The following is a 24,767-nucleotide window of genomic DNA, read 5'->3' as shown; positions in this document are numbered from 1 at the left end:
GGGTCACATCGAGGGGTCCCCGAGTCGCATCGGCCACCACCGCTGGGACCGGCGGAACCCCTACCCCCACCTCACCGAACCAACTCCGCGTGCAACTCCCGCAAAGCCGAATAGGCCTTCTCCACCAGAGGCCGAGCCCGCGCGTAGTACTTCACGGCCTCACCATCAGGAGCGATGGTCCGAGCGGGAACGATCAACTCAGCCGCCGCCGTCAACGACGGCAACACCCCCAAGGCCCTCCACCCCACCAGGGCGGCGCCCACCCCGGACCCCTCGCTGTCGTCGGCCAGCTCCAACGGCATCCCCAACGCCGAAGCCAGCACCACGGCCCACAGCTCACTCCGGAACGCCCCGCCGGTGACCCGGACCGTCTCCACCCCGGCCCCCGTGGACCGCACCGCGTCCAGCACCAGAGCCAACTGCTGCCCCACCCCCTCCACCAGGGCGCGGGTGATCTCGGCCCGACCGTGCTCCCGCCGCACCCCGATCAGCGAAGCGCGGGGGTCCGGGTCCCACCAGGGGGCCCGCTCAGCCAGCAGGTAGGGCAGCGCCAGCACCCCACCGGCTCCCACGGGCACCTCCGCGGCCTCGTCCAACAAGGCCCCCACCTCGACGCCGAACGTCTCGGCGGCCCACTGCGCGACCACCCCACCGTTGCTGACCGCGCCCCCCAGCACCCACAGGCCCTCCGCGATCCCGTAGCAGAACACCCGCCCGCGTTCGTCCACACCGGGCTGATCGCGAACGACCCGCAGGGCCCCGCTGGTCCCCAACGACAACGCCGCCACGCCGGGAACCACGGCCCCCACACCGAGGTTGGCCAGCGGCCCGTCGCCGCCCCCCATGACCACCGGGGTACCGGGCCGGATCCCCAGCACGTCCGCCGTCAGCGGCAGCGAGTCGACGGGGGCCAGCAACTCCGGCAGCTGCTCGGCCCGGATCCCCGCGAACGCCAGCGAACCGGGGTGCCACGCCAACCGGTGGATGTCCATCAACCCGGTGCCGGACGCCGACGAGTGCTCCGTGGCCAGCCGCCCCGTCAACCGGTACCCGACGAAGTCCTTCAACCCGCACCACCGGGCGCCGCGGGCCAGTTCGGGCGAGTGCCGCGTGAACCACGCCAACTTCGACAGCGGCGCGAACGGGTGGATGGGCGTCCCCGTCACCTGGTGCAGCAGCGCGCCCTCCTCGGTCCCGCGCAGCAGCGCCGTCTCCTCGACCGCCCGGTTGTCCGCCCAGCTCAACGACCCGGTGAGCGGCGAACCGTCCGCGTCCAGGGCGAGCAGCGTGTGCATCGCCCCCGTCAACGACAGCGCCACCACGTCGACGTCCGACGACACGCACCACGCAGCGACCTCCCGCAACGCCAGGAAGGCCGCCTCCACCACCTGGAGCGGGTCGTGCGTCGCCTCCCCGGAGGGGGTGGTGTGCAACGGATAGCCGTGCTCGGCGCTGAACAGCACCCGAGCACTCCGATCGACCGCGATCACCTTCGTCGCGGTGGTTCCCAGGTCCACACCGAGCACTGCCTCAGCCATACCCGCAGACGCTACTCAACGAACGGCGAAAGGGGCGTGGCCGACGCACCCGCCGACCACGCCCCCGTCACCGCACCGCTACAGCCGCTCGGCCAGCCCTTCGGCGATCTCGTACGTGTTCAGCGCCGCGCCCTTGCGCAGGTTGTCGCCGCACACGAAGAAGTCCAGCGTGTTCGGGAAGTCCAGCGCCTGCCGAACCCGCCCCACGAACGTCGGGTCCTCCCCGACCGTGTCGACCGGCGTGGGGAACTTCAGCTCGGCCGGGTCGTCCACCAGCACGATCGTCGGCTGCTCGGCCAGGATCTTGTGCGCCGCCTCGACGGTGACCTCGCGCGCGAACACCGCGTGCACCGCCAACGAGTGCGTCGTCACGACCGGCACCCGCACGCAGGTCGCCGACACCTTCAGGTCCGGGATGCCGAGGATCTTGCGGGACTCGTTGCGGACCTTCAGCTCCTCGCTGGTCCACCCGTCGTCCTTCAGCGACCCGGCCCACGGGATCACGTTCTGCACCAGCGGAGCCGGGAACGGCGAGTCCGACACGGGCAGCCCGGCCGCGTCGAGGACCTCGCGCACGTCACCGACCCGAACCCCGACCTCCTTGCCCGCCAACGCCTCCAGCTCGGCGTACAGGCGGTCGATCGCGGCCTGCCCGCCACCGGAGGCCGCCTGGTATGACGACACCACGAGTTCCCTCAGCTCGAACTCGCGGTGCAGCGCCCCCAGCGCCGCCATCATCGACAGCGTCGTGCAGTTGGGGTTCGCGATGATCCCCTTGGGACGGTTGGCGATCTGGTCCGCGTTGACCTCGGGCACCACCAGGGGCACCTCGGGGTCCATCCGGAACGCGCCGGAGTTGTCCACCGCGACGGCCCCGCGCGACGCCGCGATCGGCGCCCACTCCGCGGAGACCTCGTCCGGCACGTCGAACATGGCGATGTCGACGCCGTCGAACGCCTCGGGCGACAGCGCGACGACCGTCAGCTCCTCACCGCGGACGGTGAGCTTCTTCCCCGCCGACCGCGCCGAGGCGATCAGCCGGACCTCGCTCCACGGCACGCTCGCGCGGCGGTCCATGATGTCGATCATCACGGTGCCGACGGCACCGGTCGCGCCCACCAGCGCCAGGACAGGTCCGCTCATCGTCCGCTCCCCGCGTACACCACTGCCTCTTCGTCCCCACCGAGTTCGAACGCGTCGTGCAGCGCGCGGACCGCGTCGTCGAGCTGCGTGTCCCGGCAGATCACCGAGATCCGGATCTCCGACGTGGAGATGATCTCGATGTTCACCCCCGCCGTGGCCAGCGCCTCGCAGAACGTCGCCGTCACACCGGGGTGCGACCGCATCCCGGCCCCGATCAGCGACACCTTGCCGACGTGGTCGTCGTAGAGGACCTGCTCGAAGCCGATCTCGTCGCGCGACTTGTTCAGCGCCTCGACGGCGCGCGGGCCGTCGTCCTTGGGCAGCGTGAACGTGATGTCGGTGCGGCCGTCGGCGGCGCGCGAGATGTTCTGCACGACCATGTCGATGTCGATCTCGGCCTGCGCCACGACGCGGAAGATCTTGGCCGCCACGCCGGGGTGGTCGGGCACGGCGGTCACGGTGACCTTGGCCTCCGACCGGTCGTGCGCGACACCGGTGATCATCGCCTGTTCCACGGGATGGTCCTCCACTGACCCGGACACGATGGTCCCTGGCTTGTTGCTGAACGAAGAGCGGACGTGCACGGGGACGCTGTAGCGGCGCGCGTACTCGACGCAGCGCAGCATCAGCACCTTCGCGCCGCACGCGGCCATCTCGAGCATCTCCTCGTAGGTGATGGTCTCGAGCCGCTTGGCGTTGGGCACGATGCGGGGGTCGGCGGTGAACACGCCGTCCACATCGGTGTAGATCTCGCAGACGTCGGCCTTGAGCGCGGCGGCCAGCGCCACCGCGGTCGTGTCCGTGCCACCGCGCCCGAGCGTGGTGATCTCCTTGCTGTCCTGGCTGACGCCCTGGAACCCGGCGACGATCGCGATCGCCCCGTCGGCCAGCGCGTCGGAGATCCGGCTCGGCGTCACGTCGATGATGCGCGCCTTGCCGTGCACGGACGTGGTGATCACGCCCGCCTGCGATCCGGTGTACGACCGGGCCTCGGCCCCCAGCGCGTCGATCGCCATCGCCAGCAGCGACATCGAGATGCGCTCACCGGAGGTGAGGAGCATGTCGAGCTCGCGGGCGGGCGGGACCGGGGACACCTGGCGGGCCAGGTCGAGCAGTTCGTCGGTCGAGTCGCCCATCGCGGAGACCGCGACGACCACGTCGTTGCCGGCTTTCCGGGTCGCGACGATCCGCTCGGCCACCCGTTTGATCCGCTCGGCGCTTCCGACCGAGGAACCGCCGTACTTCTGGACGACGAGCGCCACCGACTGACCTCCTTGTGGATCAAATTCCCACGTCGCAGGCAGCCTACCTGTGTCAAGGAGTGGACAGCGGGGGCCGTGACGGGCACTACTCTCGTGGCCGTGTCGACAGTGCGGGTGGTGGCCGGTCCCCCGGTGGAGCACGGCGGGAACCCCTCGCCGCGCGAGCGGCTGGCGCGGCTGCTGAGACACCCGACCACCCTGCTGCTGGCTCCCGCGGTGGTGTTCGTCGCGATCCGCGAACTGGGGCTGCTCGTCCTCGGGCTGATGGCCGACCGGTGGGGCAAGAGCACGACCACGGCGCTGACGTCGTGGGACGGGCAGTGGTTCCTCGGCATCGCCGAGGGCGGCTACGGCGGGGTGCCGAGTTTCCTGGTCGACGCGTTCGGCAGGCGCACCCCGGAGACGCCGCTCGCGTTCTTCCCCGGCTACCCCGCGCTGGTGCGCTGGCTCGACGGCCTGCCCGGTGTGGAGACGCGCGGGGCGGCGTTCACGGTGAGCCTGGTGAGCGGCGTGTTCTGCGCGTACGGCCTGTACCGGCTGGGAGCGGGGATCCGCGACGGGTCGCCGCGCGCCGGGCTGGTGCTGGTGGCGCTGTTCGCCGCGTCGCCGATGGCGATCGTGCTGTCGATGACCTACTCCGAGGCCACGTTCTGCGCGCTGGCCGCGTGGGCGCTGGTCGGCGTGGTGGAGCGCAAGTGGGTGCTGGCGGGCCTGTGCACGGCGGCGGCGGGTCTGGTGCGGCCGACGGCGGCGGCGCTGCTGCTGGCCGTGGGGCTGGCGGCGCTGGTGTCCGTGATGACCCGCAGGGACGGGTGGCGGCCGTGGGTCGGCGGGATGATCGCGCCGCTGGGCCTGCTGGGCTACCTCGGGTACGTGGCCGCGCGCACCGGGCAGCTGGACGGCTGGTTCGCGGTGCAGCAGCGCGGCTGGGACTCGCGGTTCGACGGCGGGGCCGCGACCTGGAAGTTCGCGCTGGCGAACCTCGGTGATCCCCGGTCGGTGCTGGAGCTGACGACCGTGTGGATCCTGGGGATCGCCATCGCGCTGGTGGTGCTGGGGTTCCGGCGGAGGCTGGAGTGGCCCCTGCTGGTCTACGGGATCGGGGTGCTGGTGATGGACCTGGGTTCGAACGGGTTGATGAACTCGAAGGCGCGGCTGCTGCTGCCCGCGTTCACGCTGCTGGTCCCGGCCGCGCTGGCCATCGCGAAGCGGCGGACGTCGACGGCCGTGGCGCTGCTGACCGGGCTCGCGGTGTTCAGCGCCTGGTTCGGGGCGTACGCCATCACGGCCTGGCAGTACGCGATCTGATGCTCCCGGCGATCGAGCGGCGGTGGAGCCCGAGGGCGTTCGACCCGGTGGCCGAGGTGTCGGCGGGGCAGATGCGGGTGCTGCTGGAGGCGGCCCGCTGGGCCGCGTCGCACGGCAACACCCAGCCTGCCCGGTTCCTGCTGGGCTACCGCGGTGACGACACCCACCGGCGGATCCTGGGCGCGCTCCGGCCGCGCAACCGGACCTGGGCGCACCGGGCGTCCGCGCTGCTGGTCGGCGCGGTGGTCACGGCCGACGAGCGCGGCGAGCTGCCGAACACCGTCTACGGGCTGGGGCTCGCGGTGCAGAACCTCGTGCTCCAGGCCGTGGACCTCGGGCTCGTGACCCACCAGATCGGCGGGTTCGACCCCGACGCCGTGCGCGCGGGGTTCGCGCTGCCGGACGACGTGCTGCCGGTCGTGGTCGTCGCGGTGGGGCACCTGGGCAACGTGGCCGACCTGCCGGAGGAGCTCCAGGTCAGGGAGACCCGGCCGCGCGGGCGCAGGCCGTTGACCGAGCTGGTGTTCAGCGGGACGTGGGGCGAGGCGGCGTTCTCAGCCGAGCCTGCGGACCAGCCTGAGCACGAGTGACCTGGCGAACAGCCAGAACAGGGCCGCGACGCCGTGGTTCACGATCACGGCGAGCTTCGGGTCCCGCGGGGTGAACAGGTCGTGGAAGCCGAGGGCGAGCGGTTGGGCGAGGTCGCGGATCGTGGACGTGATGCCGTTGTCCGGGTTGGCTTCGCCGACGGTCAGCACCACGTGGGCGACGAGGACGAGCGCCGCGGCGAGCCCCGCCCACCCGACGACGACGGCCACGGCGCCCACGACCTTCGCGCGGGCGCCGTGACCGGTGCTCGTCCGGTTCTCGGCCATGTCGACCAGTGTGGCACAGACTTACCGGCCAGTAGCCAGACCTAGCGGGCGATGAGGCGGGCGATGAGGCCCGTGACGACGAGCCAGAAGACCGCTGCGAGGCCGTAGTTGACGATCACGGCCAGGTTGTAGTTCTCGAAGCTGAACAGGCCGGGGAAGAAGAGCGACAAGGGCTCCGCGAGAGACCTCACGAAGGAGAAGAACGCGTTGGCCTGGTTGGCGCCGAGCACGATCATCAGGATGTAGATGATCTCGATGATCGCGAACAGCGCGCCAACGCCGCTGATCACCCTGGCAGCCGTGTAGCTGCCGCTGCGAGTTCCTGTACGCCATCTGGACATGTGCAACGAATTCCCACGCGCGCGTTGCGGCAAACACGGACGGGTGAAGTTCCACCATGTGGTCGAACGGTTCGGCCTCGTGCGGAATTGTGGTTAGAGTGTCGGACGTGGCGCGTACCCTCCTGCTTCGCTGCCGTGACGGGGTCTGACCAGACCGGCCCCCCGTCGCGGAGTCGAGCAATGCCGCCGGTCGTCTGCATTCCCAGCGACCAGCAGGAGAACTCGGATCATGACCACCAGCCCCGACGCGTACACCTCCGGCACCAGCCGCCTGCGCCCGCCGTCCCGGCCCGCGCCCGCCGACCAGCCGACGTGGAACACCCAGCGCGGCAGCTCCATGCCGTTCCACCGCTACCGCTCGTTCGCCGAGTCGGTGGAGCCGGTCTCGGTACCCGACCGGACCTGGCCGTCGAAGACCATCACCAGGGCGCCGCAGTGGTGCGCCGTCGACCTGCGTGACGGCAACCAGGCCCTGATCGACCCGATGTCGCCCGCCCGCAAGCGCAAGATGTTCGACCTGCTGGTGCGGATGGGCTTCAAGGAGATCGAGGTCGGCTTCCCCGCCGCGTCGCAGACCGACTTCGACTTCGTCCGCGAGATCATCGAGGACGGCGCGATCCCGGACGACGTGAGCATCCAGGTGCTGACCCAGTGCCGCCCCGAGCTGATCAAGCGGACCTTCGAGTCGCTGGACGGCGCTCCCCGCGCGATCGTGCACTTCTACAACTCGACCTCGATCCTCCAGCGCCGCGTCGTGTTCAAGTCCGACCGCGAGGGCATCAAGAAGATCGCCGTGGACGCCGCGAAGTACGCGCTGGAGGTCGCCGAGGGCTACCCGGAGACCGAGTTCCGCTACGAGTACTCCCCCGAGTCCTACACCGGCACCGAGCTGTCGTACGCCCTGGAGGTGTGCGACGCGGTCACCGAGGTCATCGCGCCGACGCCCGAGCTGCCGATGATCATCAACCTGCCCGCGACCGTCGAGATGGCCACGCCGAACGTCTACGCCGACTCCATCGAGTGGATGTCGCGCAACCTGGCCCGCCGCGACTCGATCGTCCTGTCGCTGCACCCGCACAACGACCGCGGCACGGGTGTCGCCGCGGCCGAGCTGGGCTACCTGGCGGGCGCCGACCGCATCGAGGGCTGCCTGTTCGGCAACGGCGAGCGCACCGGCAACGTGTGCCTGGTGACGCTGGGCATGAACATCTTCAGCCAGGGCGTCGACCCGCAGATCGACTTCTCCGACATCGACGAGATCCGCCGCACGGTCGAGTACTGCAACCAGCTGCCCGTGCCCGAGCGGCACCCCTACGGCGGCGACCTGGTGTTCACCGCGTTCTCCGGCAGCCACCAGGACGCGATCAAGAAGGGCCTGGAGGCGCTGGAGGACGAGGCCAAGGCCGCCGACCAGCACGTCGACGAGTACCCGTGGGAGGTCCCGTACCTGCCCATCGACCCGAAGGACGTCGGCCGCAACTACGAGGCCGTGATCCGGGTCAACTCGCAGTCCGGCAAGGGCGGCGTGGCGTACCTGATGAAGACCGAGCACCACCTGGACCTGCCGCGCAGGCTCCAGGTCGAGTTCTCGCGGGTGATCCAGGAGGTCACCGACACCCACGGCGGCGAGATCGGCCCCAAGGACATGTGGGACGCGTTCTCCGAGGAGTACCTGACCCCGGCCGTGCCGCTGAAGCTGGTCGGGCACCGGATCGCCAGCGACGACAGCGGCCACGCGGAGATCACCGCGACCATCTGGGCCGACGGCGAGAAGGTCGAGATCAACGGCAACGGCAACGGGCCGATCGCCGCGTTCGTCGACGCGCTGGCGTCCATCGGCTACGACGTGCGGGTGCTGGACTACGTGGAGCACGCCCTCACCGCCGGTGACGACGCCCGCGCCGCCGCCTACCTGGAGTGCGCCGTCGGCGACCGCGTCCTGTGGGGCGTCGGCATCGACCACTCCACGACCGCCGCCGCCCTCACGGGCATCGTGTCGGCCGTGAACCGCGCGAACCGCTAGGCGGGCTCGGAGACGGGGTCCGCCGCGGCGGACCCCGTCTCCGCCCTCTCCGCCACCTTCGCGGCGCGGCGCTTCATGAACAGCGCGGTGCCGATCCCGAACAGGACGGCCGCGAGCAGGCCGACCCACGAGAAGCGCTTCAGCCACGTCTCCGCGACGATGCCGACGTAGTAGATGACGGCGGTGGTGCCGCCCGCCCACACGACCCCGCCGAGCGCGTTCGCCGTGAGGAACTTCCAGTAGCGCATGTGCAGCGCGCCCGCGAGTGGTCCGGCGAAGATGCGCAGCAGCGCGACGAACCGTCCGAAGAAGACGGCCCACATGCCCCAGCGCTCGAACGCCCGCTCGGCGGTCGCCAGGTGCGCGGGTCCGAAGTGCTTCGGGAACTTGGTGCCCGCCCAGACGAACAGCGGTTTGCCGCCCCTGCGGCCGATCGTGTAGCCGATCGAGTCACCCACGATCGCGCCGGTGATGGCGGCCAGTGCGACGGCCACCGGGCTCACGACGTGCTGCGCCGACAGCAGTGCGGCGCTGACCAGCACGATCTCACCGGGCAGCGGGATGCCGAGGCTCTCGAAGCCGATCACGAAGCCGACCAGCAGGATGATCGCCATCGGTGGGATCGTCTGGAGCCACTCGTTGATGTGCACGGGCGGATCCTGCCAGGAACGGCGGACCCGCTGAAGCGTCGACCGGTCTACCCGCCGCTCGACGGGTCCTGTGTGGGCGGTGGTGCGGCGCACCACCTGTGGGAATGCTGAAGTTCCCCCCGACCGTGAAGCCGAACGTCCACCTCGGGCGTTGCACGGGTTGTGAACGCCGCCGTAGCAAGCCTCCTCGTGCTGTTCGTGGTCGCGGTGGTGCCGCTCGCGCCCACCGAGGCCGTCCTGATCGGGTACGGGGTGCTCGCCTCTGCGGGTGAGCTGCCGCTGGTCTGGGTGATCGTCGTGGCGGCGGTGGGCTGCACGCTCGCCGACCTCGTCAACTTCGGACTCGGCCGGGGGTTGGGGGAACGGGCACTGCGGCGGTTCTCCCGAGGCACCGGGTCGCGGGCGGTGCTCGCGTGGACCGCGGGCCAGCTCGCCACGCGCGGCGAGTCGATCCTGGTGGCCATCCGGTTCGTGCCCGGCGGCGGCATCGTCGGTGCCGTCCTCGCCGGGTCGCTGCGCTGGCCGCGGCGGCGGTTCGTGCCGGTGGCGGTGGTCGGGGCGACGCTGTGGAGCGCCTACGCGGCGCTGCTGGGGTACGTCGGCGGGCAGGTCGTGTCCGACCCCGTGCTGGCGGTGGCGATCTCGTCGGGCGTGGCGCTGGTGATCAGCGTGCCCGCGGGGATGGCGGTCAGGGCCGCGCAGCGGCGGGTGGTCGAGGCTCCCGCCGCGCCGGTCGCGGCGTGAGCCTGGCCCGAACGGCCGTGCGCGCCCGGTCGTAGGCGTCCGGGGCGTTGTGCAGGATGGCCTGCACGTTGGCCGCCTCCAGGAAGGCGACGACCTCGAAGGCCACCTGGGCGGGGTCGTCGTCGAGGTCCGACTTCTCCGCCTGGTCGCGGATGAGAGCCGTCCACCGGGCACCCGCCTCGGCGACGGCGTCCCGGACCCGGCCCGGCCGTGAGCTGAACTCCGGCTGCACGGCGGCGAAGAAGCAGCCGCCGGGGAACGTGCGGTGCTCGGAGTAGGTCAGCCAGCCCTCGCACAGCGCCCTCAGCCGCGGCAGGCCCGCGGGCTGCTGGAACGCCGGGGTCACGACCTCGTCGACGAAGATCTTGGTGGCCGCCCTGATGGTGGCCAGCTGGAGTTCCTCCTTCGAGCCGAAGTGCGCGAAGACGCCGCTCTTGCTGATCTCCAGCTCGGTGGACAGGCGGCCGATGGAGAGGCCTTCGAGGCCCTCCACGGACGCGATGTCGGCGGCTCGTCTGAGGATGAGCCGCCGGGTCTGCTCGCCGCGTTCCAACCGGCCGTCCGGGTTCGCCACGGTGGTCACGGTAGCTCCCTCGGTTGACAGGGTCTCGCGTCCAGGTAATAGTACGACCGTTCGTACAGTTATCTGATGGGGGTTGTCGTGCTGGACCTGGTGGAGCTGGACCGTCGTGCCTGCGAGTTGAACTTCGCGCTCATCGAGGGGGTGAGCGCGGCGGAGTGGAGCGCGGCCACGCCCTGCGTCGAGTGGACCGTGCGGGACCTGGTCCAGCACCAGGTCGACTCGACGGCCGCGTTCACGGCCGGGGCCCGCGGGGAGTCCGTGGACGTGGTGGGAGAGCCGCTCGGCGCGGATCCGCTGGGCGTCTACCAGGCCGCGGTCGCGGACGCGTGGGCCGCGTTCGACACCGCCGGGATGCTCGACGCGGAGCGGGAGTTCCCCGGTTTCGGGAGGCGGAGCGGGCGGACGCTGGTGGCCGCGCACTTCGTGGACAACCTGGTCCACGCCTGGGACCTGGCGCGTGCGCTGGGGCGGGAGTACGAGTTCGAGGACGACCTGGCGTCGGCGGCCCTGCGCATCACCGCGCGGTACCCGGCGGGGATCGCGTCGTTCGCCCCACCCGTGCCGGTGCCGGGTTCGGCGTCCGCGACGGACCGGTTGGTGGGCAGGCTGGGCCGGTCTCCCCGGTGGCCCGCCTGACCGCCACGGAGAACGGGAACGGCCCGCAGAGGGGGTCTGCGGGCCGTTCCGACTACGGGTTGAGCGCCTCGGTCACCGAGACCGGGCCCACGAGGGGGATGTCCGGCGAGATGCCGTCCTCCTCGACGAGCACCGCCTCCACCGCGTGCGGCCTGATCCGGCCGCTGCGGATGTCCTCCGCCCAGTGGCACGCCACCCGGTGGCCCGGCTCGACCTCGCGGAGCACCGGCCGCTCGGTGTCGCACCTGGTGTTCTGCTTCCACGGGCACCTGGTGTGGAAGCGGCAGCCCGACGGCGGGTTCGCGGGCGACGGCAGGTCGCCCTGGAGCAGGATCCGCTCGCGCCGGTCCTCGACCTCCGGGTCCGGCACGGGGATCGCCGACAGCAGCGCCTTCGTGTACGGGTGGAGCGGTTCCGCGTAGAGGTCGTCCGACGTGGCTTCCTCGACCAGACCGCCCAGGTACATCACGCCGACGCGGTCGGAGATGTGCCGCACGACCGCCAGGTCGTGCGCGATGACCAGGTAGGTGAGGCCGAACTCCTCCTGGAGGTCCTCCAGGAGGTTGACCACCTGGGCCTGCACCGAGACGTCCAGCGCGGACACCGGTTCGTCGGCGATGATCAGGTCCGGCTCGACCGCCAGCGCGCGGGCGATGCCGATGCGCTGGCGCTGGCCGCCCGAGAACTCGTGCGGGTACTTGCGCAGCGAGGTCGACGGCAGGCCCACCGACGACAGCAGCGAGCGCAGCCGCTTGGCGGTCGCGGCCTTGTCCTTGTCGAGGCCGTGGGCGTGCAGGCCCTCGACCAGGATGGACTCGACCGACTGCCTCGGGTCCAGCGAGGACATCGGGTCCTGGAACACCATCTGCATCCGGCGGCGCATCGTGCGCAGCTCTTCGCCCTTGAGCGACGTGAGGTCGGTGCCGTCGAAGACGACCCGGCCCGCGGTCGGCTCGGTGAGCCTGAGCACGCCCCGGCCCAGGGTCGACTTGCCGCAGCCCGACTCGCCGACGAGACCGTAGGTCTCGCCCCGGTGGATCTCCAGGTCGACGCCGTCCACCGCGTAGACGTGCCCGACCGTGCGGTCGAGGATGACACCCCGCTTGATCGGGAAGTGCACCTTGATGCCCTCGATGGACACCAGCGGAGCGGTCATGCCGACACCTCCTGCGGCACCTCGGGCTGCACCGGGTTGTGGCAGCGCAGCAGCCTGCCGCCCCCGATGTCCTCCTGGACGGGCGTCACCTCGGTGCACACGTCCAGCACGTTCGGGCAGCGCGGCGCGAACGCGCACCCGCTGGTCCACGGGATGTTGTCCGCCACGGAGCCGCGGATCGGGTTGAGCCGCTCACCCCTGGGGGCGTCCAGCCGCGGGATCGACGCGAGCAGGCCGTGCGTGTACGGGTGGCGCGGCTGCGCGAACAGCTCGTGCCGCTGCGCCTTCTCCACGACGCGGCCCGCGTAGAGCACGTTCACCTCGTCGCACAGGCCCGCCACGACACCCAGGTCGTGCGTGATCATCACCAGGGCCGTGCCCAGGTCCCGCACGAGTTCCCTCAGGAGCGTGAGGATCTGGGCCTGGATGGTGACGTCCAGCGCGGTCGTCGGCTCGTCCGCGATCAGCAGCCTCGGCTTGCACGCCAGCGCGATGGCGATGAGCGCGCGCTGCCGCATCCCGCCGGACAGCTGGTGCGGGTACTCCGACAGCCTGCGGTTCGGGTCCGGGATGCCGACCTTGTCGAGCAGGTCGGCCGCCTCGACCATGGCCGCCTTGCGGCTCAGGCCCTGGTGCCGTTCCAGCACCTCGGTGACCTGGAGGCCGATCGGAATGACGGGGTTCAGCGAGGACAGCGGGTCCTGGAACACCATGCCGAGGTCGCGGCCGCGCTTGTCGCGCAACTGCTTGTCCGACAGGCGCAGCAGGTCCGTGCCCTCGAAGTTCACCGTGCCGCTGACCTTCGCGCCGCGCTTGGGCAGCAGGCCCATGATCGCGAGCGAGGTGACGGACTTGCCGCAGCCCGACTCGCCGACCAGGCCGACGGTCTGGCCGGGTTCGACGTCGAAGCTGACGCGGTCCACCGCGGTGAAGGGCTCCTCGCCCTTGCGGTGGAACTCCACGGTGAGGTCGCGAACTTCCAGTAGTGCCACCGAGCTCACCGCCTGTTCTTCGGGTCGAGGGCGTCGCGCAGGGACTCGCCGACGAGCGTGAAGCCCAGCGCGATCGCGATGATGCAGCCCGCGGGCCAGAACGCCAGCTGCGGGTGCGTGTCGATCACGGTCTGGGCGCCGCCGAGCATCTGGCCCCACTCGGGCACCCGGTCGTCCGGGTTGCCGAGGCCGAGGAACGACAGCGCGGCGGCGTCGATGATCGACGTCGCCAGCACCAGCGTGGACTGCACGATCACCGGGCCGAGCGAGTTGGGCAGCATGTGCCGGAACACGATCGCCCCCGGCTTCACGCCGAGCGACGTCGCCGCCAGCACGTGGTCGCTGCCCCGCTGCGCCAGCATCGACCCGCGCAGCAGGCGGGCGAACACCGGGATCTGCACGATCGACACCGCCAGGATGACGGTGAACAGGTTCGGCTTGGCGAACAGCGCGCCGATGCCGAACGCCAGCAGCAGCTGCGGGATCGACAGCATGACGTCGACGATCCGCATGACCAGCGAGTCGACCCAGCCGCCGAACGCGCCCGCGAGCGTGCCGAGCGCGAGACCGCCCGCGAGGCCGATCAGCGTCGCGAACACACCCACGAGCAGCGTCTGCTGGGCGCCGACGAGCAGGCGCGACAGGAAGTCGCGGCCCTGGAGGTCACCGCCGAGCGGGTGGCCCGGCTGCGGCTCCGGGATCTGGTTGCGCGCCTTGATGACCTGGTCCGCGAGGTCCCTGGCGGACGGGTCGTGCGGGGCGATCCACGGCGCGATGACCGCGATGATGATGAAGGCGACGATGATGAACGAGCCGAACAGGAACACCGGGCTGCGGCGCAGGCGCTTCCACGCGCTGGCCGCGAGGCTGACCCCGGAGTCGTCGGCGGTCGACTCGGCGAGCGAGTCGATGCGCTCCTTCTTGGTTCCGATGGCCATGGCGCTACCTCGTCCTGATCCGCGGGTCGATCAGCGCGTAGGACAGGTCGACCAGGAGGTTGACGACCACGTACACGATCGCGGCGACCATGATGAGCATCTGCAGGACCGGGTAGTCGCGCCGCTCGAAGCCGAGCGCGAGCGCCTCGCCGACCCCGGGGAAGGCGAACACCTTCTCGGTCAGCACGGCGCCCGCGAGCAGCGCGCCGATCTGGAGGCCGATGGTGGTGACCACCGGGAGCATCGCGTTGCGCAGCACGTGGCGACGGCGCACCAGCTGCGCGGTGAGGCCCTTGGCCTCGGCCGTCCGCACGTAGTCCTCGTCCATCACGTCGAGCACGGCGGCCCTGGTGATGCGGAAGATGACCGCGAACGGGATCGTGGCGAGCGCGATGGCGGGCAGGAACAGGTGCTTGAGCGCGTTCCACGCCGCGTCCCACTCCTGCGTGAGCAGGCCGTCGAGGACGAAGAAGCCGGTGACCCTGGTCGCGCCGATGGCGTCCTGCCTGCCGACGGACGGGAGGCCTAGCTTGGACGCGAGGACTTCCTTGAGCACGAAGGCGAGGAAGAAGACCGGGACGGCCACACCGATCAGGGACCCGCCGACGCTCAGGTTGTCGAACCAGGTGCCGCGGCGCTTGGCCGCGAGGTAGCCGAGGGGGATGCCGACGACCACCGCGATGACGATCGCGAAGATGCTGAGTTCGAGGGTGGCGGGGAACCGCTGGACGAAGATGTCGACCACCGAGTCACCCGGCTGCACACCGGTCGAGTTGCCGAAGTTTCCGGTCACGGCTCGACCGAGGAATTTGAAGTACTGGACGAAGATCGGCTGGTCTAGACCGAGTTGCTGCTCCAGCGCCGCCCGCGACTCGTCGGTCCCGCGGTCCCCCAGGAGGGCCGAAGCCGGCCCTCCTGGGAGTGCGCGCAACCACGCGAAGACGAGCAACGAGAGCACCAGCACCACGCCGAGCAGCTGGATCAGCCGCCTTACGGTGTAGCGGAGCACGTACCTACCCCGTTGTTCTCTCTGGTTGGTTGTTCTCTCTGGCGAGGTGTCGCGGCTCAGCCCTTGCTGGCGGGGCCGAACTTCTCGTCGGTGAGAGGACTGGGCGTGATGCCCTTGACGTCCGACTTGAGCACGAGCGCGGGCGGCGAGTGCGAGATCGGGACAGCGGGCAGGTACTCACCCATGATCTGCTTGTTGAGCGCCTCGTACGCCTTGAGCCGCGCGTCGCGGTCCGGGGTCGAGTCGGCCTTCTTCAGGTCGGCCGCGAGGGTGGCGCCCCACGGGGAGGAGCCGGTGCTGAAGCGGTTCTCCGGGTTGCCGAAGAACGTGCCGATCCAGTTGTCGGCGGAACCGGTGTCACCGGTCCAGCCGAGCAGGAAGACGTCCGGCACCTTCTGGTCGACGTCGGTGAGGTAACCGCCGTTCCACGGCTTGGTGATGGCCTCGACCTTGATGCCCGCCTTCTCCAGGTCCGCGGCGATGGCGCCGTAGATGTCCTTCGGGCTGGGCATGTACGGCCGGGTGACCTCGCTGGGCCAGTAGAACTTCAGCGTCAGACCGGTCGCGCCCGCCTCGGTGAGCAGGGCCTTGGCCTTCTCCACGTCGTACGGGTACTTGGTGACGTCCTTGGTGTAGCCGCCGACGGTCTCCGGGATGAACTCGTCCGCGACCTTCGCGCCCTCGGGCAGCTGCGACTTGACCAGCTGCTCGCGGTTGATCGCGTGGGCCAGCGCCTGGCGGACCTTCAGGTCCTTCAGCGCCGGGTTGCCCGACTGGTTGATGCCGAAGTACATGACGTTGAACGCGGGCCGGATGGCGACGTTGAAGCCGGCCTTCTTGAGGCCGTCCCAGTCGGCAGCGGCCGGGAAGTCGTAGCCGTCGATGTCACCGGACTGGAGCGCCTGCTTGCGGGCGGTCTCGTCCGGGATGATCCGGAAGACGACCTTGTCCAGCTTCGCCTTGTTGCCGTGGTAGTCGTCGTTGCGGACGAGCTCGACCGTGTTGTTGGCCTTGTCGTACGCGCCGAACTTGAACGGACCGGTGCCGGTCGGGTGGTCGGTCGCGTACGCCGGGAACACGAAGCTGTCGCCCTGCGCCTGCACGTTGTCGGCGTCGTACTGCTTGAGCGCCGTCGGGCTCTGCATGGAGAACGAGGGCAGGCCCAGGATGTCCGGGAACTTCGACGTCACCGCGGTCAGCACGATCTCGGCGGTGTTCGTGTCCTTCGCGCTGCACGACTTGTACAGGGACGGCTTCGCGCCGTCGGAGAACCCGCCGAAGTTGTCCACGTAGTACTGGGACACGGCGTCGGAGGTGCCCGCGCCCTTCTGGTTGTACCAGCGGTCGAAGTTCGCGCAGACCGCCGCGGCGTCGAACGCCGAACCGTCGTGGAACTTCACGTTCTGCTTGAGCTTGAAGGTCCAGGTGAGACCGTCGGTGCTGGGGGACCAGCTCTCCGCGAGCTCGGGAGCGGGCTCCGCGGTGCCGGGCTTGAAGGTGGTCAGACCCTCGAACATCTGGCGGGCGACGCGGAACGTCTCGCCGTCCGTCGCGTAGAACGGGTCGAACAGCTTCGGCGCGCCGGCGGCGCCGAAGGTGAACGTGCCACCTACTTTGCCGGATCCGGCGCTGTCGGTCCCGCGCTCTGATTGAGCGCAGGCGGACAAGGCGAGCGCGGAGACGCCGACCAGGCCGATCGCGGCCAGCCAACGGCTCCGAGCCGTTCGGGATTGAAGCATCAAACACCCCTTGGTGAATCCGACGATCTCACTGTGTGGTCGCCGACCCTAACCGGTGCAAGTTGTCCTTCCGGAACCCTGCAGGTCACGATACGGCCACGCGAAGAGCCATTGTGGTACGGCCGGCGCACGCGCGCTGACCCAACGTGAGCACGGACGATCCGGTGAGCGCTCTCCTAGGCTGTACAACGGAGAGGTCGGGTCGGTGCGCGGGGCGGACGACCGGCGAGGAGACTTCGGACACGGGCGGAGGAGGTCGCGGATGGGCTCGCAGCTCGAGTTCCGCTTCCTCGGTCCCCTCCAGGTGCTGGTCGACGGCGAGCTGGTGCCGGTCCGCGCGGGCCGCCAGCGCTCCCTGCTGGTGTCGCTGCTGCTGCGCGCCGGGACGAGCGTCTCGGTGGACGAGCTGGCCGAGCACGTGTGGGGCGCCGACCCGCCCGCACGGGCCCGCGGCACCCTCCAGACGTACGTGATGCGGCTGCGCCAGGTGCTCGGCCGGGACGTGCCCATCCGGACCGTGCCGGACGGCTACCTGATCGACGTGGACGAGAAGACCATCGACGTCGTCCGGTTCGGCGGCCTCGTCGAGCAGGGCGAGCAGGAGCGGGCGCTGGGCAACCTGCACGCCGCGTCCGGCCTGTTCACGACGGCGCTGGCGATGTGGCGCGGCCCGGCGATGGTGGACGTGCCGTCGGAGATCCTGCACCGCGACGAGGTGCCGAGGCTGGTCGAGCAGCGGCTGCACGCCGTGGAGCGGCGCGTCGACGTCGACCTGGAGCTGGGCAGGCACGCCGAGCTGGTCCCAGAGCTGTCCAGGCTGACCGCCGAGCACTCGCTGCGGGAGCGGCTGTGGGCGCAGCTCGTGCTCGCCCTGTACCGCTGCGGCAGGCAGGCCGACGCACTGGCCGCCTACCGGCGGGTGCGCGACCAGCTCGCCGAAGAGCTGGGCATCGACCCCGGTGACGAGCTGCGGCGCGTGCACCAGCAGGTGCTGGAGGGCTCTCCGGAGCTGGACCTGGTGCGGGCCGCCGCGCCGCAGGGCAAGCGCGACCGGGTGGTGCCCGCCCAGCTGCCTGCCGACATCGGTGACTTCGTGGGTCGCGCGCAGGCCGTGGTGCTGGTGGAAGCGCTGCTCAGGACCGCGCAGGGCGTGCCCGTCGTGACGCTCGCGGGCCCGCCCGGCGTCGGCAAGACCGCGCTGGCCGTGCACGCCGCGCACAAGATGAGGGCGAACTTCCCGGACGGGCAGCTGTACGTGAACCTGCGCGGGTACGCGCGGGGCGCGCCGCTGAGCGCGATGGACGTGCTCCCCCGCTTCCTGCGCGCCCTCGGCGTGGCGCCCGAGTCCGTGCCGCTGGACCAGGACGAGCAGGAGGCGATGTTCCGGTCGCGGATGACCGACCAGCGGGTCCTCCTGCTGCTGGACAACGCGGCCAACGCGGAGCAGATCCGGCCGCTGCTGCCCGGCTCCCCCGGTTGCGCGGTGCTCGTGACCAGCCGCGACACGCTGCGGGGCCTGGCCGTCAGCCACGCGGCGAGCAACGTGCGCCTCGACGTGCTCGACAGCGAGGAGGCCAAGGCGCTGCTCGCCGGGATGCTCGGCGCGGACGTCGTCCAGGAGCAGGACGCCGCGGCCGACGAGCTGACCTCGCTGTGCGCGCACCTGCCGCTCGCGCTGCGGATCGCCGCGGCGAACCTGCTGAGCCGCCCCGAGGTCACCATCGCCTCCTACGTGGAGGAGCTGCGGGCGGGCAACCGGCTGGCCGCGCTGACCGTGGAGGGCGACGAGCGCGCGGCCGTGCACGCGGCGTTCGACCTGTCCTACGCGGCGCTGAAGCCCGAGCTGGCGCAGCTGTTCCGGCTGCTCAGCATCACGCCGGGCACCGACATCACGCCGGACGTGGCGGCGGCGCTCGGCGGGCTGACCACGCAGGACGCCCGCAGGCGGCTGGACAGGCTCGCCACGGCGAACCTCGTCGACAACCACGCGCCCGGCCGCTACCAGTTCCACGACCTGCTGCGGGACTACGCCGCCGAGCGGCTCGCGTTCGAGGACGACCCCGCGGAGTCCGCGAACGCCTTCGGGCGGCTGCTGGACTGGGCGATCCGGTCGGTGGACAACGCCACCGACGCGCTGAAGAACACGCTCATGCGGCTGCCGAGGGCGGCCACCGCGTCCGACGTGACACCGCAGACGTTCTGCGCCCCGGACGACGCGCTGGCGTGGCTCGACGCCGAACGGGCCAACCTCGTGGCGCTCGTCGTGCACGCCGCCGACCGGGAGCCCAGCGCCGACTGCTGGCAGCTCGCGGACGCGCTGCGCCGCTACTTCTACGTGCAGGGCCTGCCCGTGGAGTGGCTGGCGACCGCGAAGGCGGGCCTCGCCGTGGCGCAGCGGATCGGCGACGAGGTGGGCGAGGTCGCGATGCTGTCCTCGCTCGGCACCCTCTACTGGGCCATCGGCCAGCACCGCGTCGCCGTCGACTACTACCTGCGGACGTTCCCGATCCAGGAGCGCGGCGCCACGGCACCCGCCGCGAACGCCGCCGTGCTGTCGAACGTCGGCACCGTCTACATCGACCTCGGCGAGCTGGAGCAGGCCGCGCGGCACCTGGAGAGCGCGCTCGCGATCACCCGCGAGATCGGCGCCTCGCAGCAGGAGGGCATCGCGCTGCTCAACCTCGGCGGCGTCTACCTGCTGCTGGGCCAGCTCGACCGCGCCACCAGGTCGTTCGAGGACTCGCTGGAGGTCGGCAACCGGCTCGACGCGTGGATGACGCAGGCCAACAGCTACCGCGCGCTCGGCGAGGTGCACCTGCTCCAGGGCCACCCCGGCCGGGCCGCCGCGCTGTTCGAACGGGCGGGCGTCCTCTACAGCCAGGCCGCCGCCCGCAGCTTCGCGAACCTCCCGCACGAGGGCCTGGCCCAGGCGCACACGATGCGCGGCTGGAGCCAGGAAGCCGTCGACGAGGCCGAGAAGGCGCTGGAGCTGGCCGAGGAGTCCGGGAACCTCAAGAGCGTCTGCGACGCCCGCAACGTGCTCGGCGAAGCGCTCGACGGGCTCGGCGGGCACGAGGAGTCGCTGCGGCAGCACACCGAGGCGCTGCGCATCGCCGAGGAGACCAGCTACCCGTGGGGCATCTGCGCGGCGCGCAAGGGCATCGCGCAGGCCCACCGGGCGGCGAACCGGCTCGACGAGGCGATGCGGTCCGCGTCGCTCGCGTTCGACAGCGCCGTCTCCTACCGGCTGCGCATCGCCGAGGTCGACGTGCTCGTGCTGCTCGGCAGGCTGCACCTGGAGACGGGCGACCCGCAGCGGGCGCTGGAGTGCGCGCGGCGGGCGGTCGACCTGAGCGCCGCCACCGGGCAGCGGCTCGTGCACGCGCGGGCGCTGCAACTGGTCGGCGACGCGAGCGACACCGACGACCAGCGGCGGCAGGCGTTGGAGCTGTACACGGAGATCGGCGCGCCGGAGGCGCTGCCGCTGCGGAGCCTGCTCGGCTAGTCCGGTGACCGCTGACCGGTGCGGGTCGCGGTCACCGCTCTAGAGGATCCGGTCGGCGCGGGCGCGGGTGTCGTCGACCGCGAACCAGCCGCGCTCGAACTCCTGCCAGCGGCGCAGGTGCGCCCGGTGCTTCTCGCCGTCCCGCGCCACCGCGCGTTCCAGCCGCTCGGCCTCGTCCGGGCCGTCGACCCAGACCGCGAGGTCCAAGCGCGGGGAGATGGAGCGGCGGGCCGAGGACACGCCCTCGACGATCAGCACCCCGGTCGGCTCGACGGTCACCCACCCACCGAGCCGGGGCCACCCCTCCGACCAGTCCATCCGCTGGTAGCGGCCGGGCTCACCGCGGAGCAACGGCTCGATCACGCCGTCGAGCAGCCGCGGCCACCACGCCACCGGGTCGTCCCAGGTGGCGAAGTGGTCCGTCGGCACGACGACCGCGCCCATCTCCGCGGCCAACGCGCGGGCCACCGTGGACTTGCCCGCACCGGAGGGCCCGTCCACGGCGATGAGCCTCGGGGTCACGGCCGCTCCTCCGGAGACGGCGGCTCGGTCGCCCGAGGTCGGCGGTTCGCGCCCCGGTTTCCCGGACCGGGCGGGGAGGGGGTCCCCGCCCGGTCCGGGACGGTGGTGACCCGACCTGCCGGCGCGGCCTCGCTCACACCACGCGCCGTCCCGACATCGCCCTGCCGAGCGTCAGCTCGTCGGCGAACTCCAGGTCGCCGCCCATCGGCAGACCGGACGCGAGGCGCGTGACGGTCAGGCCGGGGAAGTCGCGCAGCATCCGGACCAGGTAGGTCGCCGTCGCCTCGCCCTCGGTGTTCGGGTCGGTGGCGATGATGATCTCCGCCACGTCCTTGCCGTCGACCTGGTTGCCGATCCGCTGGAGCAGCTGCCGGATGCGCAGCTGGTCGGGACCGACACCGGACAACGGGTCGAGCGCCCCGCCCAGCACGTGGTAGCGGCCCTTGAACTCGCGGGTGCGCTCGACCGCGAGCACGTCCTTCGGTTCCTCGACCACGCAGATCAGGGTCACGTCGCGACGCGTGTCGCGGCAGATCCGGCAGGTCGCCTCGGCTGAGACGTTGCCGCAGACGTCGCAGAACACGACGCCCTCCTTGACCTTCTGCAACGCGTCCTGGAGCCGCCCGATGTCGGCCGGTTCGGCCGCCAGCAGGTGGAAGGCGATGCGCTGCGCGCTCTTGGGCCCGACGCCCGGCAGCCGGCCGAGTTCGTCGATCAAGTCCTGAACGGGACCCTCGTACATCAGCCGAGCAACCCGCCCAGACCGCCGAGGTCACCCATGCCGCCCATGCCACCGGCCAGCGGACCCATCTTCTGGGCGGCGAGTTCCTGCGCGGCGCGGTTGGCGTCGCGGACCGCGGCGACCACCAGGTCGGCCAGGGTCTCGGTGTCCTCGGGGTCGACCACCTTCGGGTCGATGTCGAGGCTCTTCAGCTCGCCCGCACCGGACACCACCGCGGTCACGAGGCCGCCGCCCGCCGTGCCGGTGACCTCGGCGTCGGCGAGTTCCTCCTGGGCGGTGACGAGCTGCTGCTGCATCTTCTGCGCCTGCTGGAGGATCTGCTGCATGTTGGGCTGACCGGGTTGCACCGCGGTTCCTCTCGTCGGATTTGCCACCGCCCCCGAGCGTAGTCGCGTCGTGTCTGGCACCGTGGGCGGCGTGCGCAGGTGGCTCGCCGTCGTGGTGCTCGGACTCGTGGTGGCCGGATGCGGCAGCGAGCCCGTGGCCCAGCACACCCCGGTGCTCGACCCGGTCGTGACCGCGGGCATCCCCGCGAGCAGCCCTCCGACGACCGCCACCACGACGACCGCCCCCGAGGTCGTGGTCGTGCTGAACCCCGGCCACAACGGCGGCAACGCGAGCCACCCGGCCGAGATCAACCGGCAGGTCCCGGCGGGCGGCGGCCAGGTGAAGGCGTGCGACACCACCGGGACCGAGACCGACGACGGCTACCCGGAGCACGCGTTCACCTGGGACGTGACGCTGCGGGTCCGGGCGGCGCTCGAAGCGCGCGGCGTCACCGTCGTGCTGACCCGCCAGGACGACACGGGCGTCGGGCCGTGCGTGGACGAGCGCGCCGCCATCGGCAACCGGCCGGACGCGGCGGCCGTCGTGTCCGTCCACGCCGACGGCGCGAGCACCGAGGGCGCCAGCGGCTTCCACGTCATCTACCCGGACCCGCCGCGCAACGAGGCCCAGGGCGAACCGTCCTCCCGGCTCGCGACGACCCTGCGCGACGGCCTCGTCGGGGCGGGGTTCGCGCCCGCCAACTACACCGGCCGCGACGGGCTCGACGGCCGCGACGACCTGGCGGGCCTGAACCTGTCCGAGCGCCCCGCGGTGTTCGTGGAGTGCGGCAACATGCGCGACGCCGCGGAGGCGGCCGTGCTCGGCAGCGACGACGGCAAGCAGCGCTACGCCGCGGCCATCGCCGCGGCGGTGCTGACCTACGTCGGGCGCTAGCGGGGCAGGACCAGGCCCGTCTGGTAGGCGATCACCACGAGCTGGGCGCGGTCGCGGGCCTGGAGCTTCATCATCGCCCGGTTGACGTGGGTCTTCGCCGTGAGCGGCGAGACGAACAGCTTGGCCGCGATCTCGTCGTTGGACAGCCCGCCCGCGACCAGCGCCACCACCTCGCGCTCGCGCAGGGTCAGCACGGCGAGGCGTTCCGGGGTGGCGGCGTTCGTGGCGGGCTGCGACAGGAACTGGCTGATCAGCGACTGGGTCGCCTTCGGGGACAGCAGCGCGTCGCCCTCGGCCACCGTGCGGATCGCGGTCAGCAGCTCGGCCGGTTCGACGCCCTTGCCGAGGAAGCCGCTGGCACCGGCGCGGATGGCTCCAGCCACGTGGTCGTCGATCTCGAACGTCGTCAGGACCAGCACCTTCACCCCGGCGAGGTCGTCGTCGGCGATGATCCGGCGGGTCGCCTCCAGGCCGTCCAGCTCGGGCATCCGGATGTCCATCAGCACCACGTCGGCGCGGGTCGTGCGGACCAGCTCCACGGCCTCCAGGCCGTTGGTCGCCTCCCCCACCACCTCCAGGTCGGGCGCGGAGTCGATGAGCACGCGGAAGCCGGCGCGGATGAGCGCCTGGTCGTCGGCGAGCAGGACGCGGATCGTCATGGCTTCTTCCCGATCTGGAGCGGCAGGGTCGCCACGACGCGGAACCGGTCGTCCGCGCCGATCCCGGCCTGGATGGTGCCACCGACCGCGCCCGCCCGTTCCCGCATGCCGACGAGCCCGAGGCCGGACCCGCCGTCGTGGGGCTGGGAGCCCAGCACGTTGGTGATCTCCAGGATGATCTCCGACGACGTGTAGGCCACGGAGAGGCGGGCCGTGTCGGTGCCGTGCCGGTGGGCGTTCGTCAGCGCCTCCTGCACCACCCGGTACGCGACGAGGTCGACCGTCGCGGGCAGCTCGTGGACCTCGCCGGTCAACGTGGACTCCAGGTCGAGGCCCGACGCGCGGAAGGAGTCCACCAGCCGGCCGAGCTGCGCCATGCCGGGCGCGGGCTCCGTCGGCGTGTCCGACTCCTCCGGCTTGCGCAGCACGCCGAGCAGCCCGCTCAGCTCGTCCAGGACGGCCCGGCTGGACCGGCGGACGTGGGCGAGGGCCTCGGCCGCCGCCTCGGGCCGGGCGGTGATCAGGTGGCTCGCCACGCCCGCCTGCACGTTGATCACGGCGATGTGGTGCGCGACCACGTCGTGCAGCTCGCGGGCGATGTGCAGGCGCTCCTCGGCGACCCGGCGGCGGGCCTCCTCCTCGCGGGTCCGCTCGGCCCGCAGCGCGCGCTCCTCGATGGCCGCGATGTTGGCCCGGCGGCTGCGCACCGCGTCGCCGATCGCCACCGCGAGGCCGATCCAGGTGAACCGGCCGAGGCTCTCCCAGGTGAAGCCGGGGGCCGGGGTCAGCAGCGCCACCACGATCACCACGAACAGCGCCGTGGGGACCGCCGACCGCAGCGCCGTCCACCGGTCGGTGCGGACCGCGACCGTGTAGGTCGCGATCACCACCGGCACCAGGAACGGTTCGATGTCGTAGCCGAACACCACCGCGGGCACGACGCCGGTCGTGGTCACGACCAGCGTCCACAGCGGCCACCTCCGGCGCACCGCCAGCATCGCGAACACCAGCGCCAGCAGGGCGAGCGCCGTGGGCGACGTGGTGGGCTGCGGTTCGCGGGGTGGCCCGTGGAAGGGGGCGGTCAGCAGGTACAGGACCACGGCGAGGAGGGTGTCCACGGCGGTCGGGTGCCGTCGCGCGAACGCCCGGACCCTCGTCACCGTGGACACCCCCGCAGCCTA

At 71.5% G+C, this 24,767-nt stretch carries 24 protein-coding genes; 7 read left to right on the top strand and 17 right to left on the bottom strand.

Going from position 1 to position 24,767, the window contains the following annotated elements; translation table 11 throughout:
- Nucleotides 1–71: 71 nt before the first annotated feature.
- The 3 genes from VFZ92_RS20425 to VFZ92_RS20415 all read right to left on the bottom strand — a co-directional run bounded on the left by VFZ92_RS20425 (nucleotide 72) and on the right by VFZ92_RS20415 (nucleotide 3,943).
- Nucleotides 72–1,538: a gluconokinase gene (locus VFZ92_RS20425; RefSeq protein WP_330877569.1), complete on the bottom strand. Its 1,467-nt coding sequence runs from the start codon at nucleotides 1,536–1,538 to the stop codon at nucleotides 72–74.
- A gap of 78 nt (nucleotides 1,539–1,616) precedes the next feature.
- Nucleotides 1,617–2,681, bottom strand: coding sequence for an aspartate-semialdehyde dehydrogenase (locus VFZ92_RS20420; protein WP_330877568.1), 1,065 nt, complete (start codon nucleotides 2,679–2,681; stop codon nucleotides 1,617–1,619).
- Nucleotides 2,678–3,943, bottom strand: a complete 1,266-nt coding sequence (locus tag VFZ92_RS20415) for an aspartate kinase (RefSeq protein WP_259628872.1) — start codon at nucleotides 3,941–3,943, stop codon at nucleotides 2,678–2,680. Before VFZ92_RS20415 ends, VFZ92_RS20420 begins: the two co-directional genes overlap by 4 nt.
- A gap of 99 nt (nucleotides 3,944–4,042) precedes the next feature.
- Between VFZ92_RS20415 and VFZ92_RS20410 the strand changes: the two genes are divergently transcribed.
- Together VFZ92_RS20410 and VFZ92_RS20405 are read left to right on the top strand one after the other, a co-directional pair.
- Complete coding sequence (locus tag VFZ92_RS20410; protein WP_330877567.1) at nucleotides 4,043–5,251, top strand: hypothetical protein; 1,209 nt, start codon at nucleotides 4,043–4,045, stop codon at nucleotides 5,249–5,251.
- Nucleotides 5,251–5,841, top strand: coding sequence for a nitroreductase family protein (locus tag VFZ92_RS20405; protein ID WP_330877566.1), 591 nt, complete (start codon nucleotides 5,251–5,253; stop codon nucleotides 5,839–5,841). Before VFZ92_RS20410 ends, VFZ92_RS20405 begins: the two co-directional genes overlap by 1 nt.
- Here the strand turns inward: VFZ92_RS20405 and VFZ92_RS20400 are convergent.
- Complete coding sequence (locus VFZ92_RS20400; protein WP_330877565.1) at nucleotides 5,806–6,126, bottom strand: hypothetical protein; 321 nt, start codon at nucleotides 6,124–6,126, stop codon at nucleotides 5,806–5,808. The two genes, VFZ92_RS20405 and VFZ92_RS20400, sit on opposite strands and share 36 nt — an antisense overlap.
- A gap of 41 nt (nucleotides 6,127–6,167) precedes the next feature.
- Nucleotides 6,168–6,467 carry a hypothetical protein gene (locus VFZ92_RS20395; protein WP_330877564.1) on the bottom strand — a complete coding sequence of 100 codons (300 nt, stop codon included), beginning with the start codon at nucleotides 6,465–6,467 and terminating at the stop codon, nucleotides 6,168–6,170.
- A gap of 229 nt (nucleotides 6,468–6,696) precedes the next feature.
- Between VFZ92_RS20395 and leuA the strand changes: the two genes are divergently transcribed.
- A complete protein-coding gene (gene leuA / locus VFZ92_RS20390; RefSeq protein WP_330877563.1) occupies nucleotides 6,697–8,490 on the top strand; it encodes a 2-isopropylmalate synthase in 1,794 nt (597 codons plus the stop codon).
- Here the strand turns inward: leuA and VFZ92_RS20385 are convergent.
- The gene (locus VFZ92_RS20385; protein WP_330877562.1) at nucleotides 8,487–9,140 is read right to left on the bottom strand and encodes a DedA family protein; all 654 of its coding nucleotides are present in this window, start codon (nucleotides 9,138–9,140) and stop codon (nucleotides 8,487–8,489) included. The genes leuA and VFZ92_RS20385 overlap by 4 nt on opposite strands.
- A 189-nt stretch (nucleotides 9,141–9,329) precedes the next feature.
- Here VFZ92_RS20385 and VFZ92_RS20380 point away from each other — a divergent pair, with 189 nt between their 5' ends.
- On the top strand, nucleotides 9,330–9,884 hold the full coding sequence (locus VFZ92_RS20380) for a DedA family protein (protein ID WP_330877561.1): 555 nt from the start codon (nucleotides 9,330–9,332) through the stop codon (nucleotides 9,882–9,884).
- Here VFZ92_RS20380 and VFZ92_RS20375 read toward each other — a convergent pair.
- Nucleotides 9,829–10,467: a TetR/AcrR family transcriptional regulator gene (locus tag VFZ92_RS20375; protein WP_330877560.1), complete on the bottom strand. Its 639-nt coding sequence runs from the start codon at nucleotides 10,465–10,467 to the stop codon at nucleotides 9,829–9,831. The genes VFZ92_RS20380 and VFZ92_RS20375 overlap by 56 nt on opposite strands.
- Nucleotides 10,468–10,533: 66 nt before the next feature.
- Here VFZ92_RS20375 and VFZ92_RS20370 point away from each other — a divergent pair, with 66 nt between their 5' ends.
- Entirely contained in the window at nucleotides 10,534–11,103 is a 570-nt protein-coding gene (locus VFZ92_RS20370) for a TIGR03086 family metal-binding protein (protein WP_330877559.1), read from the top strand.
- 52 nt (nucleotides 11,104–11,155) lie between these two features.
- Here the strand turns inward: VFZ92_RS20370 and VFZ92_RS20365 are convergent, their stop codons facing one another.
- Genes VFZ92_RS20365 through VFZ92_RS20345 form a run of 5 tightly spaced genes read right to left on the bottom strand, consistent with a single transcriptional unit; the run spans nucleotide 11,156 to nucleotide 16,937 of the window.
- Nucleotides 11,156–12,259 (bottom strand): oligopeptide/dipeptide ABC transporter ATP-binding protein, encoded by a 1,104-nt coding sequence (locus tag VFZ92_RS20365; RefSeq protein ID WP_330877558.1) that lies wholly within the window; start codon nucleotides 12,257–12,259, stop codon nucleotides 11,156–11,158.
- The gene (locus VFZ92_RS20360; protein ID WP_330877557.1) at nucleotides 12,256–13,251 is read right to left on the bottom strand and encodes an ABC transporter ATP-binding protein; all 996 of its coding nucleotides are present in this window, start codon (nucleotides 13,249–13,251) and stop codon (nucleotides 12,256–12,258) included. Before VFZ92_RS20360 ends, VFZ92_RS20365 begins: the two co-directional genes overlap by 4 nt.
- 5 nt (nucleotides 13,252–13,256) lie before the next feature.
- Complete coding sequence (locus VFZ92_RS20355) at nucleotides 13,257–14,189, bottom strand: ABC transporter permease (RefSeq protein WP_330877556.1); 933 nt, start codon at nucleotides 14,187–14,189, stop codon at nucleotides 13,257–13,259.
- 4 nt (nucleotides 14,190–14,193) lie between these two features.
- The gene (locus VFZ92_RS20350; protein ID WP_330877555.1) at nucleotides 14,194–15,198 is read right to left on the bottom strand and encodes an ABC transporter permease; all 1,005 of its coding nucleotides are present in this window, start codon (nucleotides 15,196–15,198) and stop codon (nucleotides 14,194–14,196) included.
- A 56-nt stretch (nucleotides 15,199–15,254) separates the two neighbouring features.
- The gene (locus tag VFZ92_RS20345) at nucleotides 15,255–16,937 is read right to left on the bottom strand and encodes an ABC transporter substrate-binding protein (protein WP_330877554.1); all 1,683 of its coding nucleotides are present in this window, start codon (nucleotides 16,935–16,937) and stop codon (nucleotides 15,255–15,257) included.
- 262 nt (nucleotides 16,938–17,199) lie between these two features.
- Here VFZ92_RS20345 and VFZ92_RS20340 point away from each other — a divergent pair, with 262 nt between their 5' ends.
- A complete protein-coding gene (locus VFZ92_RS20340; protein WP_330877553.1) occupies nucleotides 17,200–20,442 on the top strand; it encodes an AfsR/SARP family transcriptional regulator in 3,243 nt (1,080 codons plus the stop codon).
- Nucleotides 20,443–20,481: 39 nt separating this feature from the next.
- Here VFZ92_RS20340 and VFZ92_RS20335 read toward each other — a convergent pair whose 3' ends face one another.
- The 3 genes from VFZ92_RS20335 to VFZ92_RS20325 all read right to left on the bottom strand — a co-directional run bounded on the left by VFZ92_RS20335 (nucleotide 20,482) and on the right by VFZ92_RS20325 (nucleotide 22,053).
- A complete protein-coding gene (locus VFZ92_RS20335) occupies nucleotides 20,482–20,964 on the bottom strand; it encodes a uridine kinase family protein (RefSeq protein ID WP_330877552.1) in 483 nt (160 codons plus the stop codon).
- Nucleotides 20,965–21,097: 133 nt separating this feature from the next.
- Nucleotides 21,098–21,706 carry a recombination mediator RecR gene (gene recR, locus VFZ92_RS20330; RefSeq protein WP_330877551.1) on the bottom strand — a complete coding sequence of 203 codons (609 nt, stop codon included), beginning with the start codon at nucleotides 21,704–21,706 and terminating at the stop codon, nucleotides 21,098–21,100.
- Entirely contained in the window at nucleotides 21,706–22,053 is a 348-nt protein-coding gene (locus VFZ92_RS20325) for a YbaB/EbfC family nucleoid-associated protein (RefSeq protein ID WP_330877550.1), read from the bottom strand. Before VFZ92_RS20325 ends, recR begins: the two co-directional genes overlap by 1 nt.
- 70 nt (nucleotides 22,054–22,123) lie before the next feature.
- Here VFZ92_RS20325 and VFZ92_RS20320 point away from each other — a divergent pair, with 70 nt between their 5' ends.
- On the top strand, nucleotides 22,124–22,927 hold the full coding sequence (locus VFZ92_RS20320) for an N-acetylmuramoyl-L-alanine amidase (protein WP_414719956.1): 804 nt from the start codon (nucleotides 22,124–22,126) through the stop codon (nucleotides 22,925–22,927).
- Here VFZ92_RS20320 and VFZ92_RS20315 read toward each other — a convergent pair.
- Nucleotides 22,924–23,586, bottom strand: coding sequence for a response regulator transcription factor (locus tag VFZ92_RS20315; RefSeq protein ID WP_330877549.1), 663 nt, complete (start codon nucleotides 23,584–23,586; stop codon nucleotides 22,924–22,926). The genes VFZ92_RS20320 and VFZ92_RS20315 overlap by 4 nt on opposite strands.
- Nucleotides 23,583–24,755, bottom strand: a complete 1,173-nt coding sequence (locus VFZ92_RS20310; RefSeq protein ID WP_330877548.1) for a sensor histidine kinase — start codon at nucleotides 24,753–24,755, stop codon at nucleotides 23,583–23,585. Before VFZ92_RS20310 ends, VFZ92_RS20315 begins: the two co-directional genes overlap by 4 nt.
- Nucleotides 24,756–24,767: the final 12 nt, after the last annotated feature.

Source organism: Umezawaea sp. (assembly GCF_036375055.1).
Taxonomy (GTDB): Bacteria; Actinomycetota; Actinomycetes; order Mycobacteriales; family Pseudonocardiaceae; genus Umezawaea.
Note: the sequence above shows the minus strand (reverse complement) of the source record. Positions and strands in the feature narration are given on the sequence as shown.

Excerpts from the sequence above, each read along its gene's own strand:
- VFZ92_RS20395 (WP_330877564.1), bottom strand. The coding sequence starts at position 6,467 with ATGTCCAGATGGCGTACAGGAACTCGCAGCGGCAGCTACACGGCTGCC.
- VFZ92_RS20420 (WP_330877568.1), bottom strand. The coding sequence starts at position 2,681 with ATGAGCGGACCTGTCCTGGCGCTGGTGGGCGCGACCGGTGCCGTCGGC.
- VFZ92_RS20345 (WP_330877554.1), bottom strand. The coding sequence starts at position 16,937 with ATGCTTCAATCCCGAACGGCTCGGAGCCGTTGGCTGGCCGCGATCGGC.
- VFZ92_RS20370 (WP_330877559.1), top strand. The coding sequence starts at position 10,534 with ATGGGGGTTGTCGTGCTGGACCTGGTGGAGCTGGACCGTCGTGCCTGC.
- VFZ92_RS20340 (WP_330877553.1), top strand. The coding sequence starts at position 17,200 with ATGGGCTCGCAGCTCGAGTTCCGCTTCCTCGGTCCCCTCCAGGTGCTG.
- VFZ92_RS20315 (WP_330877549.1), bottom strand. The coding sequence starts at position 23,586 with ATGACGATCCGCGTCCTGCTCGCCGACGACCAGGCGCTCATCCGCGCC.
- VFZ92_RS20365 (WP_330877558.1), bottom strand. The coding sequence starts at position 12,259 with ATGACCGCTCCGCTGGTGTCCATCGAGGGCATCAAGGTGCACTTCCCG.
- leuA (WP_330877563.1), top strand. The coding sequence starts at position 6,697 with ATGACCACCAGCCCCGACGCGTACACCTCCGGCACCAGCCGCCTGCGC.
- recR (WP_330877551.1), bottom strand. The coding sequence starts at position 21,706 with ATGTACGAGGGTCCCGTTCAGGACTTGATCGACGAACTCGGCCGGCTG.
- VFZ92_RS20425 (WP_330877569.1), bottom strand. The coding sequence starts at position 1,538 with ATGGCTGAGGCAGTGCTCGGTGTGGACCTGGGAACCACCGCGACGAAG.
- VFZ92_RS20405 (WP_330877566.1), top strand. The coding sequence starts at position 5,251 with ATGCTCCCGGCGATCGAGCGGCGGTGGAGCCCGAGGGCGTTCGACCCG.
- VFZ92_RS20400 (WP_330877565.1), bottom strand. The coding sequence starts at position 6,126 with ATGGCCGAGAACCGGACGAGCACCGGTCACGGCGCCCGCGCGAAGGTC.
- VFZ92_RS20355 (WP_330877556.1), bottom strand. The coding sequence starts at position 14,189 with ATGGCCATCGGAACCAAGAAGGAGCGCATCGACTCGCTCGCCGAGTCG.